Annotated in this window: 20 protein-coding genes and 1 pseudogene; 17 read left to right on the top strand and 4 right to left on the bottom strand. The window is 66.9% G+C overall.

Features of this window, described 5'->3' with window-relative positions:
- The 10 genes and pseudogenes from sdhD (at position 1) to ybgF (ending at position 8135) form a co-directional block, all read left to right on the top strand.
- Complete coding sequence (gene sdhD / locus MasN3_RS19150) at positions 1 to 369, top strand: succinate dehydrogenase, hydrophobic membrane anchor protein (protein WP_281909343.1); 369 nt, start codon at positions 1 to 3, stop codon at positions 367 to 369.
- 2 nt (positions 370 to 371) lie between these two features.
- Entirely contained in the window at positions 372 to 2150 is a 1779-nt protein-coding gene (gene sdhA / locus MasN3_RS19145; protein ID WP_281909341.1) for a succinate dehydrogenase flavoprotein subunit, read from the top strand.
- A gap of 51 nt (positions 2151 to 2201) precedes the next feature.
- Positions 2202 to 2912 (top strand): succinate dehydrogenase iron-sulfur subunit, encoded by a 711-nt coding sequence (locus MasN3_RS19140; protein WP_281909340.1) that lies wholly within the window; start codon positions 2202 to 2204, stop codon positions 2910 to 2912.
- A 233-nt stretch (positions 2913 to 3145) separates the two neighbouring features.
- Complete coding sequence (locus MasN3_RS19135; protein ID WP_370662306.1) at positions 3146 to 3412, top strand: FAD assembly factor SdhE; 267 nt, start codon at positions 3146 to 3148, stop codon at positions 3410 to 3412.
- A 63-nt stretch (positions 3413 to 3475) separates the two neighbouring features.
- Positions 3476 to 4777 (top strand): citrate synthase, encoded by a 1302-nt coding sequence (gene gltA / locus MasN3_RS19130; RefSeq protein WP_281909337.1) that lies wholly within the window; start codon positions 3476 to 3478, stop codon positions 4775 to 4777.
- A gap of 130 nt (positions 4778 to 4907) precedes the next feature.
- Positions 4908 to 5330 (top strand): GNAT family N-acetyltransferase, encoded by a 423-nt coding sequence (locus MasN3_RS19125; protein WP_281909336.1) that lies wholly within the window; start codon positions 4908 to 4910, stop codon positions 5328 to 5330.
- 94 nt (positions 5331 to 5424) lie between these two features.
- Positions 5425 to 6303: a PhzF family phenazine biosynthesis protein gene (locus tag MasN3_RS19120; protein ID WP_281909334.1), complete on the top strand. Its 879-nt coding sequence runs from the start codon at positions 5425 to 5427 to the stop codon at positions 6301 to 6303.
- 40 nt (positions 6304 to 6343) lie between these two features.
- Positions 6344 to 6877 (top strand): annotated as a pseudogene (locus MasN3_RS19115) (DinB family protein).
- A 114-nt stretch (positions 6878 to 6991) separates the two neighbouring features.
- On the top strand, positions 6992 to 7366 hold the full coding sequence (locus tag MasN3_RS19110) for an excalibur calcium-binding domain-containing protein (protein ID WP_281909333.1): 375 nt from the start codon (positions 6992 to 6994) through the stop codon (positions 7364 to 7366).
- Positions 7353 to 8135 (top strand): tol-pal system protein YbgF, encoded by a 783-nt coding sequence (gene ybgF, locus MasN3_RS19105; RefSeq protein WP_281909331.1) that lies wholly within the window; start codon positions 7353 to 7355, stop codon positions 8133 to 8135. Before MasN3_RS19110 ends, ybgF begins: the two co-directional genes overlap by 14 nt.
- A gap of 152 nt (positions 8136 to 8287) precedes the next feature.
- Here ybgF and MasN3_RS19100 read toward each other — a convergent pair whose 3' ends face one another.
- Complete coding sequence (locus tag MasN3_RS19100; RefSeq protein WP_281909329.1) at positions 8288 to 9532, bottom strand: b-glycosidase; 1245 nt, start codon at positions 9530 to 9532, stop codon at positions 8288 to 8290.
- A 155-nt stretch (positions 9533 to 9687) separates the two neighbouring features.
- Here MasN3_RS19100 and MasN3_RS19095 point away from each other — a divergent pair, with 155 nt between their 5' ends.
- The gene (locus MasN3_RS19095; RefSeq protein WP_281909327.1) at positions 9688 to 10044 is read left to right on the top strand and encodes a hypothetical protein; all 357 of its coding nucleotides are present in this window, start codon (positions 9688 to 9690) and stop codon (positions 10042 to 10044) included.
- A gap of 80 nt (positions 10045 to 10124) precedes the next feature.
- The gene (locus tag MasN3_RS19090; RefSeq protein WP_281909326.1) at positions 10125 to 12104 is read left to right on the top strand and encodes a TonB-dependent receptor; all 1980 of its coding nucleotides are present in this window, start codon (positions 10125 to 10127) and stop codon (positions 12102 to 12104) included.
- A 1-nt stretch (position 12105) separates the two neighbouring features.
- Here the strand turns inward: MasN3_RS19090 and MasN3_RS19085 are convergent, their stop codons facing one another.
- Positions 12106 to 12528 carry a hypothetical protein gene (locus MasN3_RS19085; RefSeq protein WP_281909324.1) on the bottom strand — a complete coding sequence of 141 codons (423 nt, stop codon included), beginning with the start codon at positions 12526 to 12528 and terminating at the stop codon, positions 12106 to 12108.
- Positions 12529 to 12879: 351 nt separating this feature from the next.
- Here MasN3_RS19085 and paoA point away from each other — a divergent pair, with 351 nt between their 5' ends.
- The 5 genes from paoA to rnk all read left to right on the top strand — a co-directional run bounded on the left by paoA (position 12880) and on the right by rnk (position 18556).
- A complete protein-coding gene (gene paoA, locus MasN3_RS19080; RefSeq protein ID WP_281909322.1) occupies positions 12880 to 13533 on the top strand; it encodes an aldehyde dehydrogenase iron-sulfur subunit PaoA in 654 nt (217 codons plus the stop codon).
- The gene (locus MasN3_RS19075; protein ID WP_281909320.1) at positions 13530 to 14486 is read left to right on the top strand and encodes an FAD binding domain-containing protein; all 957 of its coding nucleotides are present in this window, start codon (positions 13530 to 13532) and stop codon (positions 14484 to 14486) included. The genes paoA and MasN3_RS19075 overlap by 4 nt, the downstream gene beginning before the upstream one ends.
- 15 nt (positions 14487 to 14501) lie before the next feature.
- A complete protein-coding gene (gene paoC, locus MasN3_RS19070; protein WP_281909319.1) occupies positions 14502 to 16760 on the top strand; it encodes an aldehyde oxidoreductase molybdenum-binding subunit PaoC in 2259 nt (752 codons plus the stop codon).
- Positions 16761 to 16882: 122 nt separating this feature from the next.
- Entirely contained in the window at positions 16883 to 17824 is a 942-nt protein-coding gene (locus MasN3_RS19065; RefSeq protein ID WP_281909317.1) for a hypothetical protein, read from the top strand.
- A 324-nt stretch (positions 17825 to 18148) separates the two neighbouring features.
- Complete coding sequence (gene rnk / locus MasN3_RS19060) at positions 18149 to 18556, top strand: nucleoside diphosphate kinase regulator (RefSeq protein WP_281909316.1); 408 nt, start codon at positions 18149 to 18151, stop codon at positions 18554 to 18556.
- Here rnk and MasN3_RS19055 read toward each other — a convergent pair.
- The gene (locus MasN3_RS19055) at positions 18501 to 19283 is read right to left on the bottom strand and encodes a phosphatase PAP2 family protein (protein WP_281909315.1); all 783 of its coding nucleotides are present in this window, start codon (positions 19281 to 19283) and stop codon (positions 18501 to 18503) included. The genes rnk and MasN3_RS19055 overlap by 56 nt on opposite strands.
- A complete protein-coding gene (locus tag MasN3_RS19050) occupies positions 19264 to 20901 on the bottom strand; it encodes a phosphoethanolamine transferase (RefSeq protein WP_281909314.1) in 1638 nt (545 codons plus the stop codon). Before MasN3_RS19050 ends, MasN3_RS19055 begins: the two co-directional genes overlap by 20 nt.
- Between the last annotated feature and the right edge of the window lie 64 nt (positions 20902 to 20965).

The raw sequence follows: 20965 nt of genomic DNA, 5'->3' as shown, positions 1-20965 counted from the left end.
ATGGCAAACAAGAATAATATCGGACCGCGCCGCCTCGTCGTCGGCGCCCATTACGGCGTCAAGGACTGGCTGGCGCAGCGCGTCACCGCCATCGTCATGGCCGTGTTCACGGTCGTCCTGCTGGTCTCCTTCCTGACCGGCCAGAATTTCACGTATGAAGGCTGGGCCGGCCTGTTCGCCCGCCAGTGGTTCAAGCTGTTCGCGCTGGTGACCTTCCTGGGCCTGTTCTACCACGCCTGGGTCGGTGTCCGTGACATCTGGATGGACTACGTCAAATCGGCCGGCCTGCGCCTGATCCTGCAACTGGCGACGATCTTCTGGCTGCTCGCCTGCGCCGCCTGGACCGTGCAAATTCTCTGGAGTGTGTAATCGTGGCAGCAATCAAAACTGCAATCCCTACCCGCCGCTTTGACGCGGTCATCGTTGGCGCCGGTGGTTCCGGCATGCGCGCATCGCTGCAATTGGCCGAAGCCGGCCTGAACGTCGCGGTGCTGTCGAAAGTGTTCCCGACCCGTTCGCACACCGTGGCTGCCCAGGGCGGCATCGGTGCCTCGCTGGGCAACATGAGCGAAGACGACTGGTACTGGCACATGTTCGACACCGTCAAGGGTGGCGATTACCTGGGCGACCAGGATGCGATCGAATTCATGTGCCGCGAAGCCCCGAAGGTCGTGTACGAACTCGAACACTTCGGCATGCCCTTCGACCGCAACCCGGACGGCACCATCTACCAGCGTCCGTTCGGCGGCCACACCGCGAACTTCGGCGAAAAGCCGGTCCAGCGCGCCTGCGCCGCGGCCGACCGTACCGGCCACGCGCTGCTGCACACCCTGTACCAGCGTAACGTCCGTGCCCGCACCCACTTCTTCGTCGAGTGGATGGCCCTCGACCTGATCCGCGACGCCGACGGCGACGTGCTCGGCGTGCTGGCCCTCGAAATGGAAACCGGCGACGTGATGATCCTGGAAGCGAAGACCACCATCTTCGCCACCGGCGGCGCAGGCCGCATCTTCGCCGCGTCGACCAACGCCTTCATCAACACCGGCGACGGCATGGGCATGGCGGCGCGCGCCGGCCTGCCGCTGCAGGACATGGAGTTCTGGCAGTTCCACCCGACCGGCGTGTCCGGCGCGGGCGTCCTCATCACCGAGGGCGTGCGCGGCGAGGGCGGCATCCTGATCAACTCGAACGGCGAACGCTTCATGGAGCGTTACGCGCCGACCCTGAAGGACCTGGCGCCGCGCGACTTCGTCTCGCGTTCGATGGACCAGGAAATCAAGGAAGGCCGCGGCTGCGGTCCGAACAAGGACCACGTGCTGCTGGACCTGCGCCACATCGGCAAGGACACCATCGAGAAGCGCCTGCCGTCGATCCTGGAAATCGGCCACAAGTTCGCCAACGTCGACGCCACCAAGGAACCGATTCCCGTGGTCCCGACCATCCACTACCAGATGGGCGGCATCCCGACCAACATCCACGGCCAGGTCGTCGCACCTGACGGCACCGGCGGCCAGAAGATCGTGGGCGGCCTGTACGCGATCGGCGAATGCGCCTGCGTCTCGGTCCACGGCGCCAACCGCCTCGGCACCAACTCGCTGCTCGACCTGGTGGTGTTCGGCCGCGCGGCCGGCAACCACGTGGTGGCATCGAACCTGAAGCAGAAGGTCAACAAGCCGCTGCCGAAGGACGCCGCCGACTTCGGCCTGGACCGCCTGAACCGCCTCGAGACCTCGACCGGCGGCGAGAAGGTCCAGCACGTCGCCAACGACATCCGCGCCACCATGCAGAAGTACTGCGGCGTGTTCCGTACCCAGGAACTGCTGGACGCCGGCGTCAAGGAGATCATGAAGCTGGACGAGCGCCGCAAGCACGTGTCGTTCAAGGACAAGTCGAAGGTGTTCAACACCGCCCGCCAGGAAGCGCTGGAACTCGACAACCTGATCGAGACCGCCAAGGCGACCATCGTGTCGGCCGCCGCGCGTCCGGAATCGCGCGGCGCCCACGCTCACAGCGACTACCCGAACCGCGACGACGAGAACTGGATGAAGCACACCCTGTGGTTCTCGGACAACAACCGTCTCGAGTACAAGCCGGTCGTGCAGAAGCCGCTCACCGTCGACACCTTCAAGCCGAAGGCCCGTACTTTCTAATTTTTTACAGGGCCGCGACCGCGTTCGCGGCCCTTATGAACAGGTAAAAACATGGCACGCACCATCCAACTGAAGATCTACCGCTACGATCCTGACAAGGATGCCAAGCCTTACATGCAAGACGTTACCGTCGAGCTGAAAGACACCGACAAGATGCTGCTCGACGCCCTGCAGCGCATCAAGTCCGACGTCGATGACTCGCTGGCCCTGCGCCGCTCCTGCCGCGAAGGCGTGTGCGGTTCGGACGCGATGAACATCAACGGCAAGAACGGCCTGGCCTGCACCACCAACCTGAACGAGCTGACCCAGCCGATCGTGCTGCGTCCTCTGCCGGGCCTGCCGGTGATCCGCGACCTGATCGTGGACATGACCAACTTCTTCAAGCAGTACCACTCGATCAAGCCTTACCTGATCAACGACTCGATCAAGCCGGAGAAGGAACGCCTGCAGTCGCCGGAAGAGCGCGAAGAGCTCGACGGCCTGTACGAGTGCATCCTGTGCGCCTGCTGCTCGACCTCGTGCCCGTCGTTCTGGTGGAACCCGGACAAGTTCGTCGGCCCGGCCGGCCTGCTGCAGGCCTACCGCTTCATCGCCGACTCGCGCGACGAAGCCACCAACGAGCGCCTGGACAACCTGGAAGACCCGTACCGCCTGTTCCGCTGCCACTCGATCATGAACTGCACGGACGTGTGCCCGAAGGGCCTGAATCCGAACAAGGCGATCGGCAAGATCAAGGAACTGCTGGTTCGCCGCGCGATTTAAGACGGTTTCGTCTTTTCACGCGTGATTTGAACGCGCGCACGGCAAAGCCGTGCACCCTACGAGATACGGATGTTTGTAGGGTGGTCGGCTCCGCCGACCGCGCGTTCAGCCAGCCGTAGCACATAGCAGCAACTCGCAGCATCCCGCAGTAAAGATGCCGCAAATACAGTAAAAGTACCGTACTGCCTATTCCCGGCATGCGGAGTATGATGTTGACCCAACAACGGACTCTAGTGAAAACGCATCAATCCGACCCCGCGAACCGCGCCCGCCTGCGCTGGCGCTCCCGCCGCGGCCTGCTCGAGAACGATTTGATCCTCACGCGCTTCCTCGATGCGCATGAAGAAGAATTGAGCGACGAGGACGTCGATGCGCTGACCCGCTTGCTGGACCTGGCGGACAACCCGCTGCTGGACCTGCTGCTGGGCCGGACCGAGCCTGAAGGCGAGGTCGACCAGCCGCACGTACGCGCCTTGCTGGCGCGCCTGCGGCAGGCGTAGTTCGAGACCTACCGCCAGATTTCGTAATTGTTTTTAGATCCACTCCCACAAGAAGGAAGTGCCATGAATATCTCTGATACCAAAGCCACCCTGTCGTTCTCCGACGGCAGCCCGTCGGTCGACATGCCGATCTACAAAGGCACCATCGGCCCGGACGTCATCGACATCCGCAAGCTGTACGGCCAGACCGGCAAGTTCACCTACGACCCTGGCTTCATGTCGACTGCTTCGTGCAACTCGAGCATCACCTACATCGACGGTGACAAGGGCGAACTGCTGTACCGCGGCTACCCGATCGAGCAACTGGCCGTCAACTGCGACTTCCTGGAAACCTGCTACCTGCTGCTGAACGGCGAACTGCCGAACGCCGAACAGAAGAAAAAGTTCGACGACACCGTGACCCGTCACACGATGATTCACGAGCAGATGAACTTCTTCTTCCGCGGCTTCCGCCGCGACGCGCACCCGATGTCGGTCCTGGTCGGCACCGTCGGCGCGCTGGCCTCGTTCTACCACGACTCGCTCGACATCAACGATCCGAAGCAGCGCGAGATCTCGGCGATCCGCCTGATCGCCAAGCTGCCGACCCTGGTCGCCATGGCTTACAAGTACTCGGTCGGCCAGCCGTTCATGTACCCGCGTAACGACCTGTCGTACAGCGCGAACTTCATGCACATGATGTTCGCCAACCCGTGCGAAGAGTACAAGGTCAACGACGTGCTGGTGCGCGCCCTGGACCGCATCCTGATCCTGCACGCCGACCACGAGCAGAACGCATCGACCTCGACCGTCCGCCTGGCCGGTTCGTCGGGCGCCAACCCGTTCGCCTGTATCGCTGCCGGCATCGCCTGCCTGTGGGGCCCGGCGCACGGCGGCGCCAACGAAGCCGCGCTGACCATGCTGAAGGAAATCGGCTCGGTCGAGAACATCCCGGCCTTCATCGAGAAGGTCAAGGACAAGAACTCGGGCGTGAAGCTGATGGGCTTCGGTCACCGCGTCTACAAGAACTTCGACCCGCGCGCCAAGCTGATGCGCGAAACCTGCCACGAAGTGCTGGAAGAGCTGGGCCTGCAGGACGACCCGCTGTTCAAGCTGGCCATGGAACTCGAGCGCATCGCGCTGGAAGACGAATACTTCGTGTCGCGCAAGCTGTACCCGAACGTCGACTTCTACTCGGGCATCGTGCAGTCGGCCCTGGGCATCCCGGTCTCGCTGTTCACCGGTATCTTCGCGATGGCCCGTACCATCGGCTGGATCGCCCAGTGGAACGAAATGATCGCCGATCCGGAACAGAAGATCGGCCGTCCGCGTCAGCTGTTCGTGGGTTCGCCGGTGCGTGATGTGCCGGGGATCGACAAGCGCTGATCGCTCAAGCGACTCAACAGGAAAGCGGACTTCGGTCCGCTTTTTTTATGTCTTTCGGTCTGTAACGCGTGATATACGGCGTACACTAGGAACAACGGATGCGTTCAGTATCGGCTCGGGTTCCTGACAGATGATAGAAATTTGCGAAGCAAGCCCGCTGGATGTGGCGGGCGTCGTTGAGTTGTATCGCGAAGCCGGGTATGGTGCTCCGGTCCAGCCCGGGGATGCGCTAATCGTGGCAAAGGCCGCTGGACGCGTCGTCGGCGTGGTACGCCTGTGTAGCGAAGAGCAGGTCACGGTCTTGCGCGGGATGCAAGTCAACCAAGACTTTCAGCGGCAAGGAATCGGCTCGAGGATGCTGGCCGCCTGCCGACCTTATCTGGACCGGCAGCAGGCTTTCTGCCTTCCCTACAGCCATCTGGTCGATTTCTACTCGGCTGCACGGTTCGAAGTAGTGCAGAGCGCAGAACTGCCGGACTTTCTGGCACACCGACTGGCTTCGTACCTGGCCGAAGGGCAGCAGGTTCTAGCGATGCGTCGACAATTGTCCTGACCTCGAGCCTGGTTCGCGGCGATGCCGTGGCCGATCGCATACCGTGCCTGTACACTGATCGCCAGCCTTATTCTTCACGTATCGGGGAGCAAGCATGGCACGCCTACCCATCAAGACCGTCGACGTCTTCACCACCGTCCCGTTCAAGGGCAACCCGGTCGCCGTCGTGCTGGGCGCCGCTAGCCTGTCGGCCGGACAGATGCAGCAGATCGCCCGCTGGACCAACCTGTCCGAAACCACCTTCGTGCTGCCGCCGACGCAGCCGGGCGCCGACTACCATGTCCGCATCTTCACGCCTGGCGGCGAGCTGCCGTTCGCCGGCCATCCGACCATCGGCACCGCGCATGCGCTGCTGGAAGCAGGCAGCGTGCAGGCAAGGGAGGGTATATTGGTGCAGCAATGCGGCGCCGGGCTGGTCACCTTGACGGTCGAGCACGAAGGGCAGGGCGCACCCTGGATCTCGTTCGAACTGCCCGCGCCCAGCCTCACCGCGCTGGACACGGCGCAGGCCGCCCGGCTGGAATCCATCCTCGGCGCCGACCTGGAAGTGAACGTCGCCCCCTACCTGGTCGAGGTCGGCGCACGCTGGGTGGTTGCCCAGCTGACGGGCGCCCGCGCGGTGCTGGCCTGCGAACCGGACCTGCAGCGCATGAAGGCGCAGGACATCAAGGAGCGGCACACGGGCGTCGTCATTTTCGGCGCCCACGATCCGGGCAGCGCGGCGGGCATCGAGGTGCGCGCTTTCGCGCCCGCGCATGGCGTCAACGAGGACCCGGTGTGCGGCAGCGGCACCGGCGCCGTGGGTGCCTTTCTGCGCCACACGGGGCAGCTCGAGACCTTCGGCCACAACTTGCTGGCCACCCAGGGCGAGATGGTCGGGCGCGCCGGCGTGCTGCGGCTGGCGATCTCGGACGAAGCGATCCGGGTCGGCGGCCATGCGCTCACTTGTATCGACGGCCTGCTCTCCGTATGATCGCCGCTTCCGACACTGAACAGGCAGGAGACCAACCGGCATGCCGACCCGCGACGACATCGTCTTATTGGCGTTCTATAACGCGGCCATGAACGGCAGGGTGTATGCCGCCGCCGCCAGCCTGCCGCAGGAGCTGCTGCTGGCCGACCGGGGCGCGTTCTTCAGCTCGATCGTGGGCACCCTGAATCACATCGTTGCCGGAGATACCATCTGGCTGCGCCGCTTCATGGGACATCCCTCGGCCTTCGCATCCTTGCGGCCGCTGGCCGACATTCCCGCGCCCGCCGGCCTGGCCTAGCGCTACAGCGACGAACTGCCTGTGCTGCACCAGCACCGCGTGCGGCTCGATGCAATCATCACGGCCTTCGCGGCGGAGGTGCTGGAGAGCGACCTGGCCCAGCCCCTCTCATACCGGAACGCGCGCGGCGACAATCGCAAGCACTTCGGCAGCCTGCTGCTGCACTTCTTCAACCATCAAACCCATCACCGCGGCCAGGCCGGCCCCCTGTTGTCGCAAGCGGGTGTCGATATCGGTGTGACCGATCTGCTCGAATGGCTACCCGATCAGCATTAATGCCATTTCGCCCTCGACTATTTCTTGCGTGAAATTCCATCAATCACTACCATTGGATCGGGTTACCAGGTATGCATGAGACTTGGTAAGGATGTTTGACCGATTCGAATGGGGATGGATGTGCAGATGAAGGCAACTCTTCGGCTGTTGGCCGCGCTGGGCGCGTCGTTCGTCTCCTCTAGCGCCAGTGCCCATGGCGGCGGCCTGAATGCGGACGGTTGCCACGTCAACCGCAAGACCGGCGACTACCATTGCCACCGCAGCCCGGCACGGCAGCCGGTCTCGCCCTCCTATGCCTCCGCCGAGGGCCTGGCGCCTCTCAGGACGGGCGCGCAGGGGAGCATGCGCGGGGGCGGTGCTTTTAAAAACTGCACGGAGGCGCGGGCGGCAGGCGCGGCGCCGGTCCGCATCGGCGAGCCTGGCTATGGCCCCCACCTCGACCGCGACGGCGATGGCATCGGGTGCGAGCCTTACCGTGGACGGCGCTAGCCTGCGCCGGCGCGCCGGCGCAGCTTTCTTGCTGGCCGCTTGCCTGTCCCCGCATGCCGGGGCCGGACTGCTCGCCGACGACGAAGCCCGTAGCGCGATCGTGGCGCTGGGCGCCAAGGTCGACAACAAGCTGCGCGATATCGACACCCTGATTCGCGCACTCCATGCGCGCATCGATACCAAGGGCGACAAGACGCTGGGCCTGGACATGCTGAACCAGCACGAGCAGACCATGCGCGAGCTGGCCAACCTGCGCGGACAGATCGAGCTGCTGACCAACGACATCGCCAACGCGCGCAAGAACCAGCGCGACCTGTACGCCGACCTCGACACGCGTGTCAGGAAGTTCGAATCGCGCCTGGAAGCGCTCGACGAGCGCGCAGCGGGAGCGGTATCGCCGGAAAAACGCGCCTACGAGCGCGTGATGAACACCTTCAGGGCAGGGCACTACAAGGAGGCCGTCACCGGCCTGCAAGCCTTCCTGCGCCTGTTTCCCGATTCCGATCATGCGGCCGACGCCCGCTACTGGCTGGGCAATGCCTATTTTTCCCAGGGCGACTACAAGAAGGCCATCGCGGCGCACGAAGACATGCTGGCCCGCCATGCCGACAGCGCCAACGTGCCGGAAGCGATGCTCAACATCGCCGCCAGCTTCTCCCAGTTGAACGACAAGAAGCACGCCAGGGAAGCGCTGCAGCGCGTGATCGCGGCCCACGCAGGCTCGCCCGCGGCGAATGTCGCCAGGCAGCGGCTGGCGCAGTTGAAGTAGCAATATCAAGGTCAACATCGGGGTCAGGTCTGACATTCAGACACGACCTCTGCTGTCATCCACGCTGCGACCGCACTTCCAACGTCGGGTGCTCGAGCTTTACTGTTGAGTTTGTGTCCGAATGTCAGACCTGACCCCCGTGGGAACGAGCATCAAGCCCAGTCCTTGTCCGGCTGCACCTTGAGGCGCTGCGCCGCGTCGACCACGTCCTGCAGTTCCACCGGATCGCTGTACGGATCCTCGTCCAGGCTGGTCACCCGGTTCAGTTCCTTCTGCCAGCGCCGCAGTTCCTCGACATAGGCCTGGTTCGGCATGCGTTTGAGCTCGCCGCACTCCTCGCGCACGTCGCAGATGCCGTTGCCGACCCATTCGCCGGTATGCCAGTCCGGCATGTCCACAGCCGGGAACAGGCAGACGCCCTGCAAGTCCATGCCGCGCCGCACCGCGGCCAGCGATTCGCCCATCACGTCGCGCAGCCAGTCCGGCCGCCCGTGTCCGAGGCCGCTGGTCTCGCCGATGATCATCGGCCTGCGGTAGCGCTGCCAGACGGTGTCGAGCATGTCGCACAGCGGCGCGATGCGCTCGTCGCCGGGCTCCAGCGGGGCGTGCGGGCCGCTCTCGCGGTATTCCATCTGGCCGAAGGAATACACGTTGGTGCCGACGATGTCGAGGATCTCGGGCGAGCCGCCGAATTCCGGATGCTCGCGGCCGGCGATGATGTCCCAGGCCAGGAAGCTGTCCACCTCGGTTTCGTAGCGCGCCGCCTCGATCTGGTCGGGCCGGTCGCGCGGCGCCACCACCCGCACCAGAGGGTCGATGTGCACCATGCGCGCCTGCGGATCGACCTCGCGGATCGCCCTGGCGCCGGCGATCGCCGCGCGGCACAGGGCCTTTAACAGGCGGGCGCGGTCCTCGCGGCTGCAGCGGTAGGGCGCGGCCCAGCCCCATTCGCCGGCGCAGAAGGAGAAGAAGGTGATCTCGTTGATGGGCGTGAAGAAGTGCGGGCCGCGCAGCTTCGGAACCACGTATTCAGCGCACGCGCGGCAGTAGCGCGCGAAGCGCTCCGTGAAGGCATCCGAGAACGGATCGAGGTCGTCCGGGTAACCGTAATGGCAGAGGTCCCAGATCGGCGTGATCTTCGACGCGTTCATCGCCGTGATGTAGGGATCGATCATGGAAAAGTCGCAGGCGCCGCCCCGGTCCACCAGCGGCCAGGGGATGCCTTCGCGCGCGACGGCGATGCCGAGACTGCTCAGGATGCGGTAATCCTCGGCGGCATGCCAGTCATGGCCGGTCTCCGCGACCAGGTTGCGCCGTACGCCGTCTTTCCAGAGGAAAGTCGAGCATTCGAAGCCGGACAGGAAGAAGGTGGGGAAGATGCCGGGATGGCGTGCCATGTGCTCTCCTCGCGGAAGGTGGAAGGTGTTGTCGGACGAGAAGCTAGCACGCAATGCGCGGGCCGGTCGCCACCCATGGCTGTCGGCGCGCCCGCCATCCAGTTATAATGCCGTCCTTCAGCGCCACGTTCCGCTCCGGCCCTTCGACCACACAGATGCTCGCCAGCCTTCCACGCATCCGCTCCACCCGCTACCTCGTCGCATTCCTGCTGACGCTGGCGATGGTGTTTGCGCACTGGCAGGGCCTGGCGCACCGGATCGCGCACGCCACGCAGTACGCATCCGCCGCGCTCGACAGCGCCGTCAACGGTTCCGCGGCCTCGCACCAGAACACCGTCCCGCACTCCTGCATCGCCTTCGACGCCGCCACCGTGGCGCCGGCGCTGGATACCCCGGCGTGCACGATCGCCATCCTGCCTGCCGGCCGCATGCCGGCCCTGTGGACGGCCTTCGCATCGCGGCATGCGCCGTTCACGCCTTACTTCTCGTCCCGCGCTCCCCCCGTCGCCTGATGTCCTGAACCCGCCCGATGCCCCTGCGCCGTCCGTTTCGCGCAGGCGTGTCCGTCCGTTTTCGTTTTGAGGAATTCATCATGCACGTCCAGCGTACCATCCTGGCGAGCGCGGTATTGGCCGCACTCGCACCGTTCTCGTTTGCCCAGACCAGCACCGGCCAGCCCGTCGCGACCGTCGTCGTCACCGCCAGTCCTTTCAATGCCGCCGAGGGCGACCAGATCCTCACGCCGGCCAAGGTGCTGGCCGGCGACGAACTGCGCAGCAAGCTGGGAAGTTCGCTGGGCGACACCCTGAGCGGTGAACTGGGCGTGTCGGCATCGGCCTTCGGTGCCGGCGCCTCGCGCCCGATCATCCGCGGCCTGGAAGGCAACCGTGTCAAGGTGCTGGAAAACGGCATGTCGGTGTCGGACCTGTCCGGCCTGTCGAACGACCACGCCGTCACCGGGGAGGCGGCCACCGCGCGCCAGATCGAGATCCTGCGCGGCCCGGCGGCGCTGCTGTACGGCTCGGGCGCGATCGGCGGCCTAGTCAACGTGGTCAACGAACGCATCCCGACCGAGCTGCACGACAAGCCGAGCGGCGTGGTGGAAAGCCGCTACAGCAGCGTCGACCACGGGCGCGCCGTCTCGTTCTCGGGCGACGCCTCGAGCGGCAAGGTGGCGCTGCACGTGGACGGCAGCGGGCGCGACGCCGGCGACTATCACGTCCCGGACACGCCGGTCGGCGACACGGTCCCGAATTCGGCCCTGCGCCAGCACACCCTGGGCGCGGGCGCCTCCTACATCGGCGAACGCGGCTACTTGGGCGCTTCGGTCAGCTCGCTCGACAAGCGCTACGGCATCCCGGGCGGCGAGGGCGCCACGATCGACCTCGACCAGACGCGCTACGACATCGACGGCCAGCTGAACGCGCCGATGCCGGGCTTCGAGAAGCTGCGCTTCAAGGCCGGCTACTCCGACTACGGCCACGTCGAACTGAACGCCGAGGGCGGTCCCGAGACCATTTTTTCGAACCGCTCGCTGGAGTCGCGCCTGGAGCTGACCCACAGGCCGCTAGCCGGCTGGGAAGGCAGTTTCGGCATCCAGACCGAGCACACGCGCTTCTCCGGCCTGAGCGCCGACAGCGGCGAAGCGGCGACGGTGCCGGTCACCGTGTCGGACAGCCATGCGGCCTTCCTGGTCGAGCAGCGCCAGTTCGGCAAGGCCCGCGTGAACGCCGGCGTGCGGGTGGAATCGGTGAAGCGCGAGCCGGAAGGCGGGGCGCCGCGCCGCAGCTTCGACTTGCTGTCCTACTCGGCGGGCGCGGTCTGGCCCCTGGCGCGCGACTACACAGTGGGCGTCACCGCCTCGGTGGCGCAACGTGCGCCGGGCACCGACGAGCTGTATTCGAGCGGTCCGCACGAGTCGACCCTGACCTACGACATCGGCAACCCGAATTTCAAGAAGGAGACCTCGCGCAACCTGGAGCTGTCCTTGCGCAAGGTCACGGGCCTGGTGCGCTGGCAGGCCAACCTGTTCGAGAACCGCGTGCGCGACTTCATCTACGGCGAAGTCGGCGATACGCTGCTGGACGACGAGGGCAATCCGGGCGACGAGCTGCGCGAGCGCATCTTCCGCCAGGCCGACGCCACCATCCGCGGCGCGGAGGCCGAGATCAGCTACAACCGGCATCCGCATACGCAGGGCCTGTCGCTGCGCGCCTTCGGCGATCTGTCGCGCGGCTCGCTGGACCACGCCGGCAGCCTGCCGCTGCAGCCGGCCAAGCGCATCGGGTTCGAGGCCGGCTACCGCCAGGGCGCGCTGCGCGGTGGCGTCTCGCTGCTGCGCGCAATGAAGCAGGAGCGCCTGGCCGCGTTCGAGTCGACGCCGACGCCGGGCTACACCCAGCTCGACGCCAACCTGTCCTACACCCAGCGCTTCCGACACGCCGACCTGACCTGGTTCATCATCGGCAAGAACCTGCTCGACCACGAGATCCGCATCTCGACGTCGGTCCTGAAGGACGTGGCGCCGCTGGCGGGACGCAGCCTCACCGTGGGCGTGCGCGCCGCTTTCTGATTCAGCGGGTCCAGTTGCACTTGCCGCGCAGGATGGCGGCGGCCCAGAAAGGCGCGGCGAACACGCCGCCGACGCCGAACACATAGTCGCCGAGCACGGTCTTGGCGACGAAGCTGTGCGGCTGGTGCTTGAGCGGTTCGGGGCCGAGGCAGTGGGCTTTCTTCGCTTCCGACACCTTGCGGGCGAATTCGCGGTAGGGACGGCTGCTGAGGACATCGCCGGCGCTCGGCACCGCGCTCAAAGGCATGTCGTCGAGGGTGGCGCGGATGGCGGCCCTGATCGCTTCGTCGCTGGGACGCGCGCCCGGCACGGGCGCGGCGGGCGCCGCCGCGGGCATGGCGAAGGGATCGTAGGGCGCCGGCTGGCGCCCATCCGGCGCATCGGCATGGACCAGGCCAGGGGCGGCCGCGAGGGGTACGAGCATCGTCAGGAACCTGGCTTTCATCGTCATGGGGCGGAAGTGGATGGCCTGCCGACTGTACCCGAACGCATTGCCATATTCTTAAGTCTGCATGAAGCCCCACACGATGATGCGGACCGGATAAGCGCGTGCATTCATTACTGTACGTAATGATTACTGCCTCGGATTCATGAATTCTATTCATAAGCCCTTGCATTTTTCACATGCAGTGCGGCTTTGTCACGCCCCGACCATCCCAGGGCTGCGCACCGGAACGAACTGCACGCCTTGAAAATTAAAAAAGCGCTATGTTCTTGCATGCGCATTTTCATCAAATCGCCCCTCCAGCCAGCACCCCATACGAAAGGAAGTACGATGCCCGACTTCGATCCCAACCGGCGCCAGCTGCTCAAGGCGTCGACCGCCGCCGTCGGCGGCGTCGCGGTAGCCTCCCAGCTCGCGGCGCCGGCCCAGGCAGCGCCCGCCGCCGCCCAGCCGGCCGCCTCCACCCTGCCTACGACCATGAGCGTCCGGCTGAAGGTCAACGGCATCGAGCACCAGTTGATGGTCGACCCGCGCACCACGCTGCTGGATGCGCTGCGCGACCGCCTGCACCTCACCGGCAGCAAGAAGGGCTGCGACCAGGGCCAGTGCGGCGCCTGCACGGTGCTGATCGACGGCCGCCGCACCACCTCCTGCCTGACCCTGGCCGTGATGCAGGAAGGCCATGAGATCACCACCATCGAGGGCCTCGGTACCCCGACCAACCTGCATCCGCTGCAGCGCGCCTTCATCAAGCACGACGGCTACCAGTGCGGCTTTTGCACGCCGGGCCAGATCTGCTCCGCCGTCGGCATGCTGGAAGAGATCCGCACCGGCGCGCCGAGCCACGTCACGGCCGACCTGAACGCCGGCGCGCAGCCGAGCGAAATGGAATTCCGCGAGCGCATGAGCGGCAATATCTGCCGCTGCGGGGCGTACTCCAACATCCAGGAAGCGATTGCCGAAGTAGCGGGGATGAAACGATGAAAGCCTTTACCTACGAACGGGCCAAGACCCCGCAGGAAGCGGCCGCCGCCGCCGCGCGCATCCCGAATGCGCGCTTCGTTGCCGGCGGCACCAACCTGCTGGACCTGATGAAGCTCCAGATCGAAACGCCGGCCCACCTCATCGACGTCAACGACCTGGCGCTCGACCGCATCGAGCCGGCGCCAAACGGCGGCCTGCGCATCGGCGCGCTGGTGCGCAACTCGGACCTGGCGGCCGACCTGCGGGTGCGGCGCGACTACGGCGTGCTCACCCGCGCGCTGGTGGCGGGCGCCTCCGGCCAGCTGCGCAACCAGGCCACCACCGCCGGCAACCTGCTGCAGCGCACCCGCTGCCCCTATTTCTACGACACCAACGTCCCCTGCAACAAACGCAGGCCCGGCAGCGGCTGCAGCGCCATCGGCGGCTTCACCCGCCTGCACGCGATCGTCGGCCAGAGCGATGCCTGCATCGCCACGCATCCGAGCGACATGGCGGTGGCCATGCGCGTGCTGGACGCCCAGGTCGAGACGGTCGACCCGAGCGGCGCCACGCGCGTGATCCCGATCGCCGACTTCCACCGCCTGCCGGGCACTACGCCGCACGTCGAGCACAACCTGAAACCCGGTGAGCTGATCACCGCCGTGACGCTGCCGCCGCCGGTCGGCGGCGTGCAGAGCTACCGCAAGGTGCGCGACCGCGCGTCCTATGCGTTTGCGATCGTCTCGGTGGCCACCATCCTGCAGCGCGACGGCAGCGGCCGGGTGGCGCTGGGCGGCGTGGCGCACAAGCCGTGGCGGGTGGAGTCGGCCGAAGCCGCGTTCCCGCGCGGGGCGCAGGCGGTGGCGGGCGGCTTGCTTGCCGGCGCCCGCACCACCGGGGACAACGCATTCAAGGTGCCGCTGGTCGAGCGCACCCTGGCCGCCGCGATCGCGGATGCCAAAGCCACGACTTGAGCGAAAGGGACAGCCATGAAATTCAACGAACCAGCCACCAGCAACCCGATCGACCAGCTCAAGGTGGTGGGCCAGCCGATCGACCGCATCGACGGTCCGCTCAAGACCACCGGCACCGCGCCCTATGCGCTCGACCGCCACGACGTGGTGCCCAACCAGGCGCACGGCTACGTGATCGGCGCGGCCATCCCGACCGGACGGATCGTCTCGATGGACCTGGCGGCGGCCAGGGCTGCGCCAGGCGTGATCGCCATCGTCACGGCCCAGAATGCCGGCAAGCTCACCAAGGGCAACTTCAACACCGCCATGCTGCTGGGCGGACCGCGCGTCGAGCACTACCACCAGGCCGTTGCGCTGGTGGTGGCCGAGACCTTCGAGCAGGCGCGCGACGCCGCGTCGCTGGTGCGCATCAAGTACGATCGCGACAAGGGAGACTTCGACCTGCGGGCAGTGCAGAACAAGGCCATCGCGCCGAAGTCGGAAGCGGCCGAGACCAGGATCGGGAACTTCACCGGCGCCTTTGCCTCGAGCCCGGTGAAGCTGGACGCCGAGTACCACACCGCCCACGAATCGCACATGATGATGGAGCCGCACGCCAGCGTGGCCGCCTGGGACGGCGACCAGCTCACGGTGTGGACCTCGAACCAGATGATCGCCTGGGCCAAGGGCGACCTGGCCAAGACCCTGGGCATCCCGAAGGACAAGGTGCGCGTGCTCTCGCCCTACGTCGGCGGCGGCTTCGGCTCGAAACTGTTCCTGCGCGCCGACGTGGTGCTGGCGGCGCTGGGGGCGAAGGCGGCGCGCCGTCCGGTGCGCGTGCCGCTGCAGCGCGCGCTCATCCCGAACAACACCACGCACCGCTCGGCGACCGTGCAGCGCATCCGCATCGGCGCCACCCGCGAAGGGAAAATCACCGCCATCGGCCACGAAAGCTGGTCCGGCAACCTGAAGGACGGCTCGCCGGAGAACGCGGCGACCCAGACCCGCTCGCTGTACGCGGGCGAGCACCGCATGACTTCCAACCGCGTGGCCGCGATGGACCTGCCGGAAGCGAACGCGATGCGCGCCCCGGGCGAGGCGCCGGGCATGGCGGCGCTCGAGATCGCGATGGACGAGATGGCGGAGAAGCTGGGCATGGACCCGGTGCAGTTCCGCATCCTGAACGACACCCAGGTAGTGCCGGACAATCCGGAAAAGCCCGCTTCCAGCGACCCGCAGTCGAAGAAGCCGGAGAAAGAGAAGCACATTGCCAATCCGCCGTTTTCGAAGCGGCAGTTCGTCCAGTGCCTGCAGCAAGGCGCCCAGCGCTTCGGCTGGGAGCGCAGGTCGAGCAAGCCGGGCACCGTGCGCGACGGCCGCTGGCTGGTCGGCATGGGCGTGGCCGGGGCCTTCCGCGACAGCCTCCTGACCAAGTCGGCGGCGCGCGTGCGCCTCGACCGGCGCGGCATGCTGACGGTGGAAACCGACATGACCGACATCGGCACCGGCAGCTACACCATCATCGCCCAGACGGCCAGCGAGATGATGGGCGTGCCGCTCGAGCGGGTGCGGGTGCGGCTGGGCGACTCGAGCCTGCCGGCATCCTGCGGCTCGGGCGGGCAGTGGGGCGGGCACAACTCGACGGCCGGCGTGTACGCCGCCTGCCTCAAGCTGCGCGAGGCGGTGGCGCGCCAGGCCGGCTTCGAGCCGGAGCGCGCCATCTTCGCCGACGGCCTGGTGCGCATGGGCGAGCGCAGCCTGCCGCTGTCCAAGGCGGTGGCCGGGCGCGAGCTGGTGGGCGAGGACCTGATCGAATACGGCGACATCGACAAGCGCTACCAGCTGTCCACCTTCGGCGCGCACTTCGTCGAGGTGGGCGTCGACGCGGTGACCTGCGAGATCCGCATCCGCCGCATGCTGGCGGTGTGCGCGGCCGGGCGCATCCTCAATCCCAAGACCGCGCGCAGCCAGGTGATCGGCGCGATGACGATGGGCGCCGGGGCGGCGCTGATGGAGGAACTGGCCGTCGACAAGCGGCTCGGCTACTTCGTCAACCACGACCTGGCCGGCTACGAGGTGCCGGTGCATGCCGACATCCCGCACCAGGAAGTGATCTTCCTGGACGAGGTCGACCCGATGTCCACGCCCATGAAGGCCAAGGGCATCGCCGAGCTGGGCATCTGCGGCGTGGCGGCGGCGGTGGCCAATGCCGTGTACAACGCCACCGGGGTGCGGGTGCGCGAGTATCCGATCACCCTCGATAAGCTGATCACGAAGATGCCGCTGCAGGCTTGAGGGCACAGGCGGCCGGCATTGCCGGCCGCCTGTGCCCTTAATTTTGTCAAAGTGAAAATGCGCGCATTTCTGCCCGCGCGCTTTTGCTATCCTGCGTCGCTTTGACGCGATCACCTTGACGTATGAAGCACCTCCACCCGAGCGCCCGCAGCGGCGCCGGTCTGCGCATCGACTGGCTGCAGCTTGCCGCGGCCTTCGCGCTGCTGGCCTTCCTGGTGATGGTCTGGCGCTGGGGCGGCACGGTCGCCGTTTCGCAAGCCTATTACGATACCGCGCGCTGGCTGCGCGGCGAGATCCCCGCGAGCAGCCTGGTCGCCCCCTTCCCCTACCGGCTGCTGGTGCCGGCGCTCGCAGCGGGGATGCCCGGGGAACTGCGCGACGGCTTCGCCATGCTCAACTGGCTGCTGGTCACCGCAGGGGCGTGCGCCATGTCGGCCGCCGTGCTGCGCGCCGGGCTCGGCCCGCACCGTGCGATCGCAGCCGGCCTCTTGATGATCGTGTCGCTGCCCACGTTCTGGTTTGCGCCTTATCTGCTGGTCGACCCGGGATCGGTCTGCGCGCGCGCCGCCTTCGTGCTGGCGGTGCTGGCCGGCCAGCCGTGGCTGGCCGCGCTCGCGGGCCTGGCCGGCACCGCGATCCGCGAAGAAAACATCCTGCTGCTGGTGTGGCTGGTCGCGATGCGCCGCATCGCCATCCTGCCCGGCCTGGCGGCGCTGGCCGCGGCGGGGGCATGGATCCTCGCCGTGCGCTGGTGGCTGGTCCCGGGATTGCCGGCCTATACCTGGACGCCGAACTGGGGGCAGGCGCTGGCCGCGCTGCAGGACCTGCGCTCGCTGGCCACCATCACCGGCAGCGCCTTGGTGGTCGTGCCGCTGGCGCTGCTGGGCTGGCGCGCTGCGCCGGCGGCGCTGCGTCCCTTCGCCGGCCTGCTCCTGCTGATGGCGCTGCCGCCGCTGTATGCCGCGCTGTGCGTGCGCGTCGACGGCCGCGCCGTGTGGGGCCTGTATCCGTTCCTGGTGCCGTTCGCGGCCTGTGTCGGCCTGGATCGTGACATGCGACGTTGACGAATCCCCCACAAGGGCTATACTGGGCCCTGTACGATTTTTTCATGACCATGAACCCACCACGCTTTACATCGCCGCGCAATACCGCCTGCCAGCAGGGCAGGGGCTTTGCCGCGTCCGTCGAGCGTGACTGCGCCGCCGTCTCCCGAGCGGTGCAGCAGTCGTCCCGCAACCTCGCCTGGCTCGTTCGGGCTCGGTGAGGACCCCTGCACGCGTTTCTCTCCTCCCGAGCCGCCCCCCGCCCAGCCGGCCATTTCCATTGCCGGCCGCTAATACCTTATCGATATCCGCCCGCCACACCGCGGGCAAGCACAGGAGTACACAATGAAACCGACCATCCTCGTCTCATGGCTGGACATGGACCGCCTCGACCGCATGCTGGACGCCGTTCCTGCCGCACAACTTGCCGCGCGCGACGCGCTGCTCGATGAACTGGGCCGCGCCGCGCTCGCCGAGCCATGGGAAATGCCGCCCGACGTCGTCACCATGAACTCGCGCGTGCGCTTCTCCTTCGACGGCGCCGAGGAAGAAGTGATCATGACGCTGACTTATCCGAAAGACATGGCCGGTAATCCCGATCAGCTGTCGATCCTGACCCCGGTCGGCACCGCCCTGCTGGGCCTGAAGGTCGGCGATTCGATCAGCTGGGAGCGTCCCGACGGCGCCATGTTCGAGCTCAGCGTGCGCGGAATCGAGTACCAGCCGGAGCGCGACGGACAGTTTCACCGCTAGGCTGCAGCAGCACCACCAGGGCCAGCACGATGGCGCAGGCGATCCAGGCCGACCACAAGGTGTGGGTCAGGAAGTGGGCGCCGCGCATCTGCTGCATCCAGCCCAGCACCAGCCCCGGCGCCAGCGCCAGGCAGGCGGCGCGCCATGCCCCGCGGCCCGGCCCCGGCAGCCACAACACCGCCAGCGACACCAGCCACAGCGCACTCGACGCATGGCCGGCCGGCATGCAATGGCCGGGCAGGCTTCCCGCCGGCAGCGCCTCGAACAGGCGCACATAGGGCTCGCTGCCGCCGTAACGCGCCAGATCCCAGGGGCAGTGCGCGCTGCTGGCCTGCTTGAGCAGGCTGGTCGCCAGCGGCACCAGCACGGCGGAGCAGGCGATCACGCGCAGGCGCAGCCGCGCCAGGGGCCGCTCCAGCATCGGCTGCGGTCGGACGACATCAAGCAGCGCCAGCACCACGAAGACAATCGCCAGCAGCGTCAGGCCCGCCTTGACTATCTCGTGGCCGAAGGTCGCGGTGAGCCATGCTTCGCGCCAGGGGAAGTTGCCCGTGGCGCGGTTGTACAGCCAGTCGGCCAGCATCAGGTCGACGTCGGTCCATTGTCCCAATGCCGCAATGAGCGGCGCCATCAGGGCCAGTGCGGCGGCAAGCCGCAGGCGGCTGCGCGCGTCCAGCAGGATGCCCGCATGCCGGCGCGCCGCCCGTTCAGTTGCGTACGCAGGCATGGAACAGGTCGAGTTTGGGGTTCAGGACGGCGGTTTCGACGTTCAGCATGCCGAGCACCGAGTGGAACACGTTGTCGTGCGAGAGCGGCTGGTCGCGGCGTGCCTGCAGGCAGGCGCGGTCGATGCGGAAGCGCTGGCTGAAGCCCTCCGACATCCACAGCATCATCGGCACGTGGGTCTGTTCCTTCGGCGCGAACATCCAGGGCGCGCCGTGCAGGTACATATTGCCTTCGCCGAGCGATTCGCCGTGGTCCGAGAAATACAGGAAGGCGGTGTCGACGTCGGCATCGTGCGCGGCCTGGCGCAGCAGGTCGATGGTCTGGGCCAGGAAGCTGTCGGTGTACAGGATGGTGTTGTCGTAGGCGGCGACGATGGACTCGCGCGTGCAGCTTTCGAATTCGCTGGTCTGGCACACCGGGCCGAAGCGGCCGAAGCCGGCCGGATAGCGCCGCGCATACTCGGGCCCGTGGCTGCCCTTCTGGTGCAGGACCACGACCAGGTCCTTCCCGCCCTGGCGGATCAGCTCCGGCAGGCCCTCGAGCAGGCCCTCGTCATAGCATTCGCTGCCCGCGCAATGGGCCTTGCCGGGCGCCGGCGTCGCCACGTCGACGAATTCGACGCGCTCGCACACGCCCTTGCAGCCGGAATTGTTGTCGCGCCAGAGCACGCGGAAACCCGCATGCGAGAGCACGTCGAGCAGGCCTTCCTGGTGCTTGGCGACGCTGTCGTCATAGCGCTCGCGCGGCAGCGCCGAGAACACGCAGGGCACCGACACCGCGGTGGCGGTGCCGCAGGACTCGACCCGTGCAAAATTGATCAGGCCTTCCTCGCGCGCCAGCCGCGGATTGGTCTGGCGCGCATAGCCGTTGAGCGAGAAATTGGCGGCGCGCGCGGTTTCGCCCACCACGATCACGGTCACCGTGCGGCGCGCCTGGCCGGCCCAGCGGCTGCCCTTGGCCGCGTCGCCGCCGATCGCCTGCAGCGGCACCGGCTTGCTCCAGCGGTTGCGCAGGTAGCCGTTGAGCGCCTGCACCACGTTGGTGGGCGTGAGCAGGTAGCGCAGCTCGCGGTGCTCGCGCACCACCGGCGCCAGGGTCTTGAACAGCAGGACCAGCAGCAGCGCGGCCGCGGCCAGCGCCGCCGCTCCCAGGCCCAGGCGGCGGCCTGTTGCGCGCAGGCCGCGCGGGAAGTCCACCCGCGCGCGCGCCACCAGCAGCGCCGGCAGGCCGCCGGTCAGCAGGACGAAGACCGCCAGGCGCCAGCTCAGCAGTTCGCCGGCCTCCCTCGAGTCGGTCTCGAACATGCTCTGGATAATGGCCTTGTCGATCACGATGCCGTACTGGTTGATGAACCAGGCCGAGGCCGAGGCGACCAGGATGAACACGACCAGCGCCGGCTTGGCGACGTAGCGGAAGCTGAACGGCGTGAGCAGGGCGTAGAACAGCAGCACCACGATCGCGAAGCTGCCCGCCAGCAGCGGCAGCCGCGCCAGCGAGAAGCCGCCGACGGCGTGAATGAAACTCGACCAGAAATTGATGTTGGCGGCGCTGGCCAGCAGCAGGGCGACGCCGAAGACGAGCAGGTTGGCGCTGATGCGCCGCGGAAATTGGTATGGCACGTCGTACCCATCGAAGCGCGCGGCCGGAATGGCCGCGTCATGCATGCAGGATACGAGTCAGGGC

The sequence above is a fragment of the Massilia varians genome (assembly GCF_027923905.1).
In the GTDB taxonomy this organism is placed as follows: domain Bacteria; phylum Pseudomonadota; class Gammaproteobacteria; order Burkholderiales; family Burkholderiaceae_D; genus Telluria; species Telluria varians_B.
Note: the sequence above shows the minus strand (reverse complement) of the source record. Positions and strands in the feature narration are given on the sequence as shown.

Bases quoted from the DNA above. Each gene is read 5' to 3' on its own strand.
- sdhD (WP_281909343.1), top strand. From the start codon at position 1: ATGGCAAACAAGAATAATATCGGACCGCGCCGCCTCGTCGTCGGCGCC.
- MasN3_RS19140 (WP_281909340.1), top strand. From the start codon at position 2,202: ATGGCACGCACCATCCAACTGAAGATCTACCGCTACGATCCTGACAAG.
- gltA (WP_281909337.1), top strand. From the start codon at position 3,476: ATGAATATCTCTGATACCAAAGCCACCCTGTCGTTCTCCGACGGCAGC.
- MasN3_RS19125 (WP_281909336.1), top strand. From the start codon at position 4,908: ATGATAGAAATTTGCGAAGCAAGCCCGCTGGATGTGGCGGGCGTCGTT.
- MasN3_RS19120 (WP_281909334.1), top strand. From the start codon at position 5,425: ATGGCACGCCTACCCATCAAGACCGTCGACGTCTTCACCACCGTCCCG.
- MasN3_RS19110 (WP_281909333.1), top strand. From the start codon at position 6,992: ATGGATGTGCAGATGAAGGCAACTCTTCGGCTGTTGGCCGCGCTGGGC.
- MasN3_RS19100 (WP_281909329.1), bottom strand. From the start codon at position 9,532: ATGGCACGCCATCCCGGCATCTTCCCCACCTTCTTCCTGTCCGGCTTC.
- MasN3_RS19095 (WP_281909327.1), top strand. From the start codon at position 9,688: ATGCTCGCCAGCCTTCCACGCATCCGCTCCACCCGCTACCTCGTCGCA.
- MasN3_RS19090 (WP_281909326.1), top strand. From the start codon at position 10,125: ATGCACGTCCAGCGTACCATCCTGGCGAGCGCGGTATTGGCCGCACTC.
- MasN3_RS19085 (WP_281909324.1), bottom strand. From the start codon at position 12,528: ATGCTCGTACCCCTCGCGGCCGCCCCTGGCCTGGTCCATGCCGATGCG.
- paoA (WP_281909322.1), top strand. From the start codon at position 12,880: ATGCCCGACTTCGATCCCAACCGGCGCCAGCTGCTCAAGGCGTCGACC.
- MasN3_RS19075 (WP_281909320.1), top strand. From the start codon at position 13,530: ATGAAAGCCTTTACCTACGAACGGGCCAAGACCCCGCAGGAAGCGGCC.
- paoC (WP_281909319.1), top strand. From the start codon at position 14,502: ATGAAATTCAACGAACCAGCCACCAGCAACCCGATCGACCAGCTCAAG.
- MasN3_RS19065 (WP_281909317.1), top strand. From the start codon at position 16,883: ATGAAGCACCTCCACCCGAGCGCCCGCAGCGGCGCCGGTCTGCGCATC.
- rnk (WP_281909316.1), top strand. From the start codon at position 18,149: ATGAAACCGACCATCCTCGTCTCATGGCTGGACATGGACCGCCTCGAC.
- MasN3_RS19055 (WP_281909315.1), bottom strand. From the start codon at position 19,283: ATGCCTGCGTACGCAACTGAACGGGCGGCGCGCCGGCATGCGGGCATC.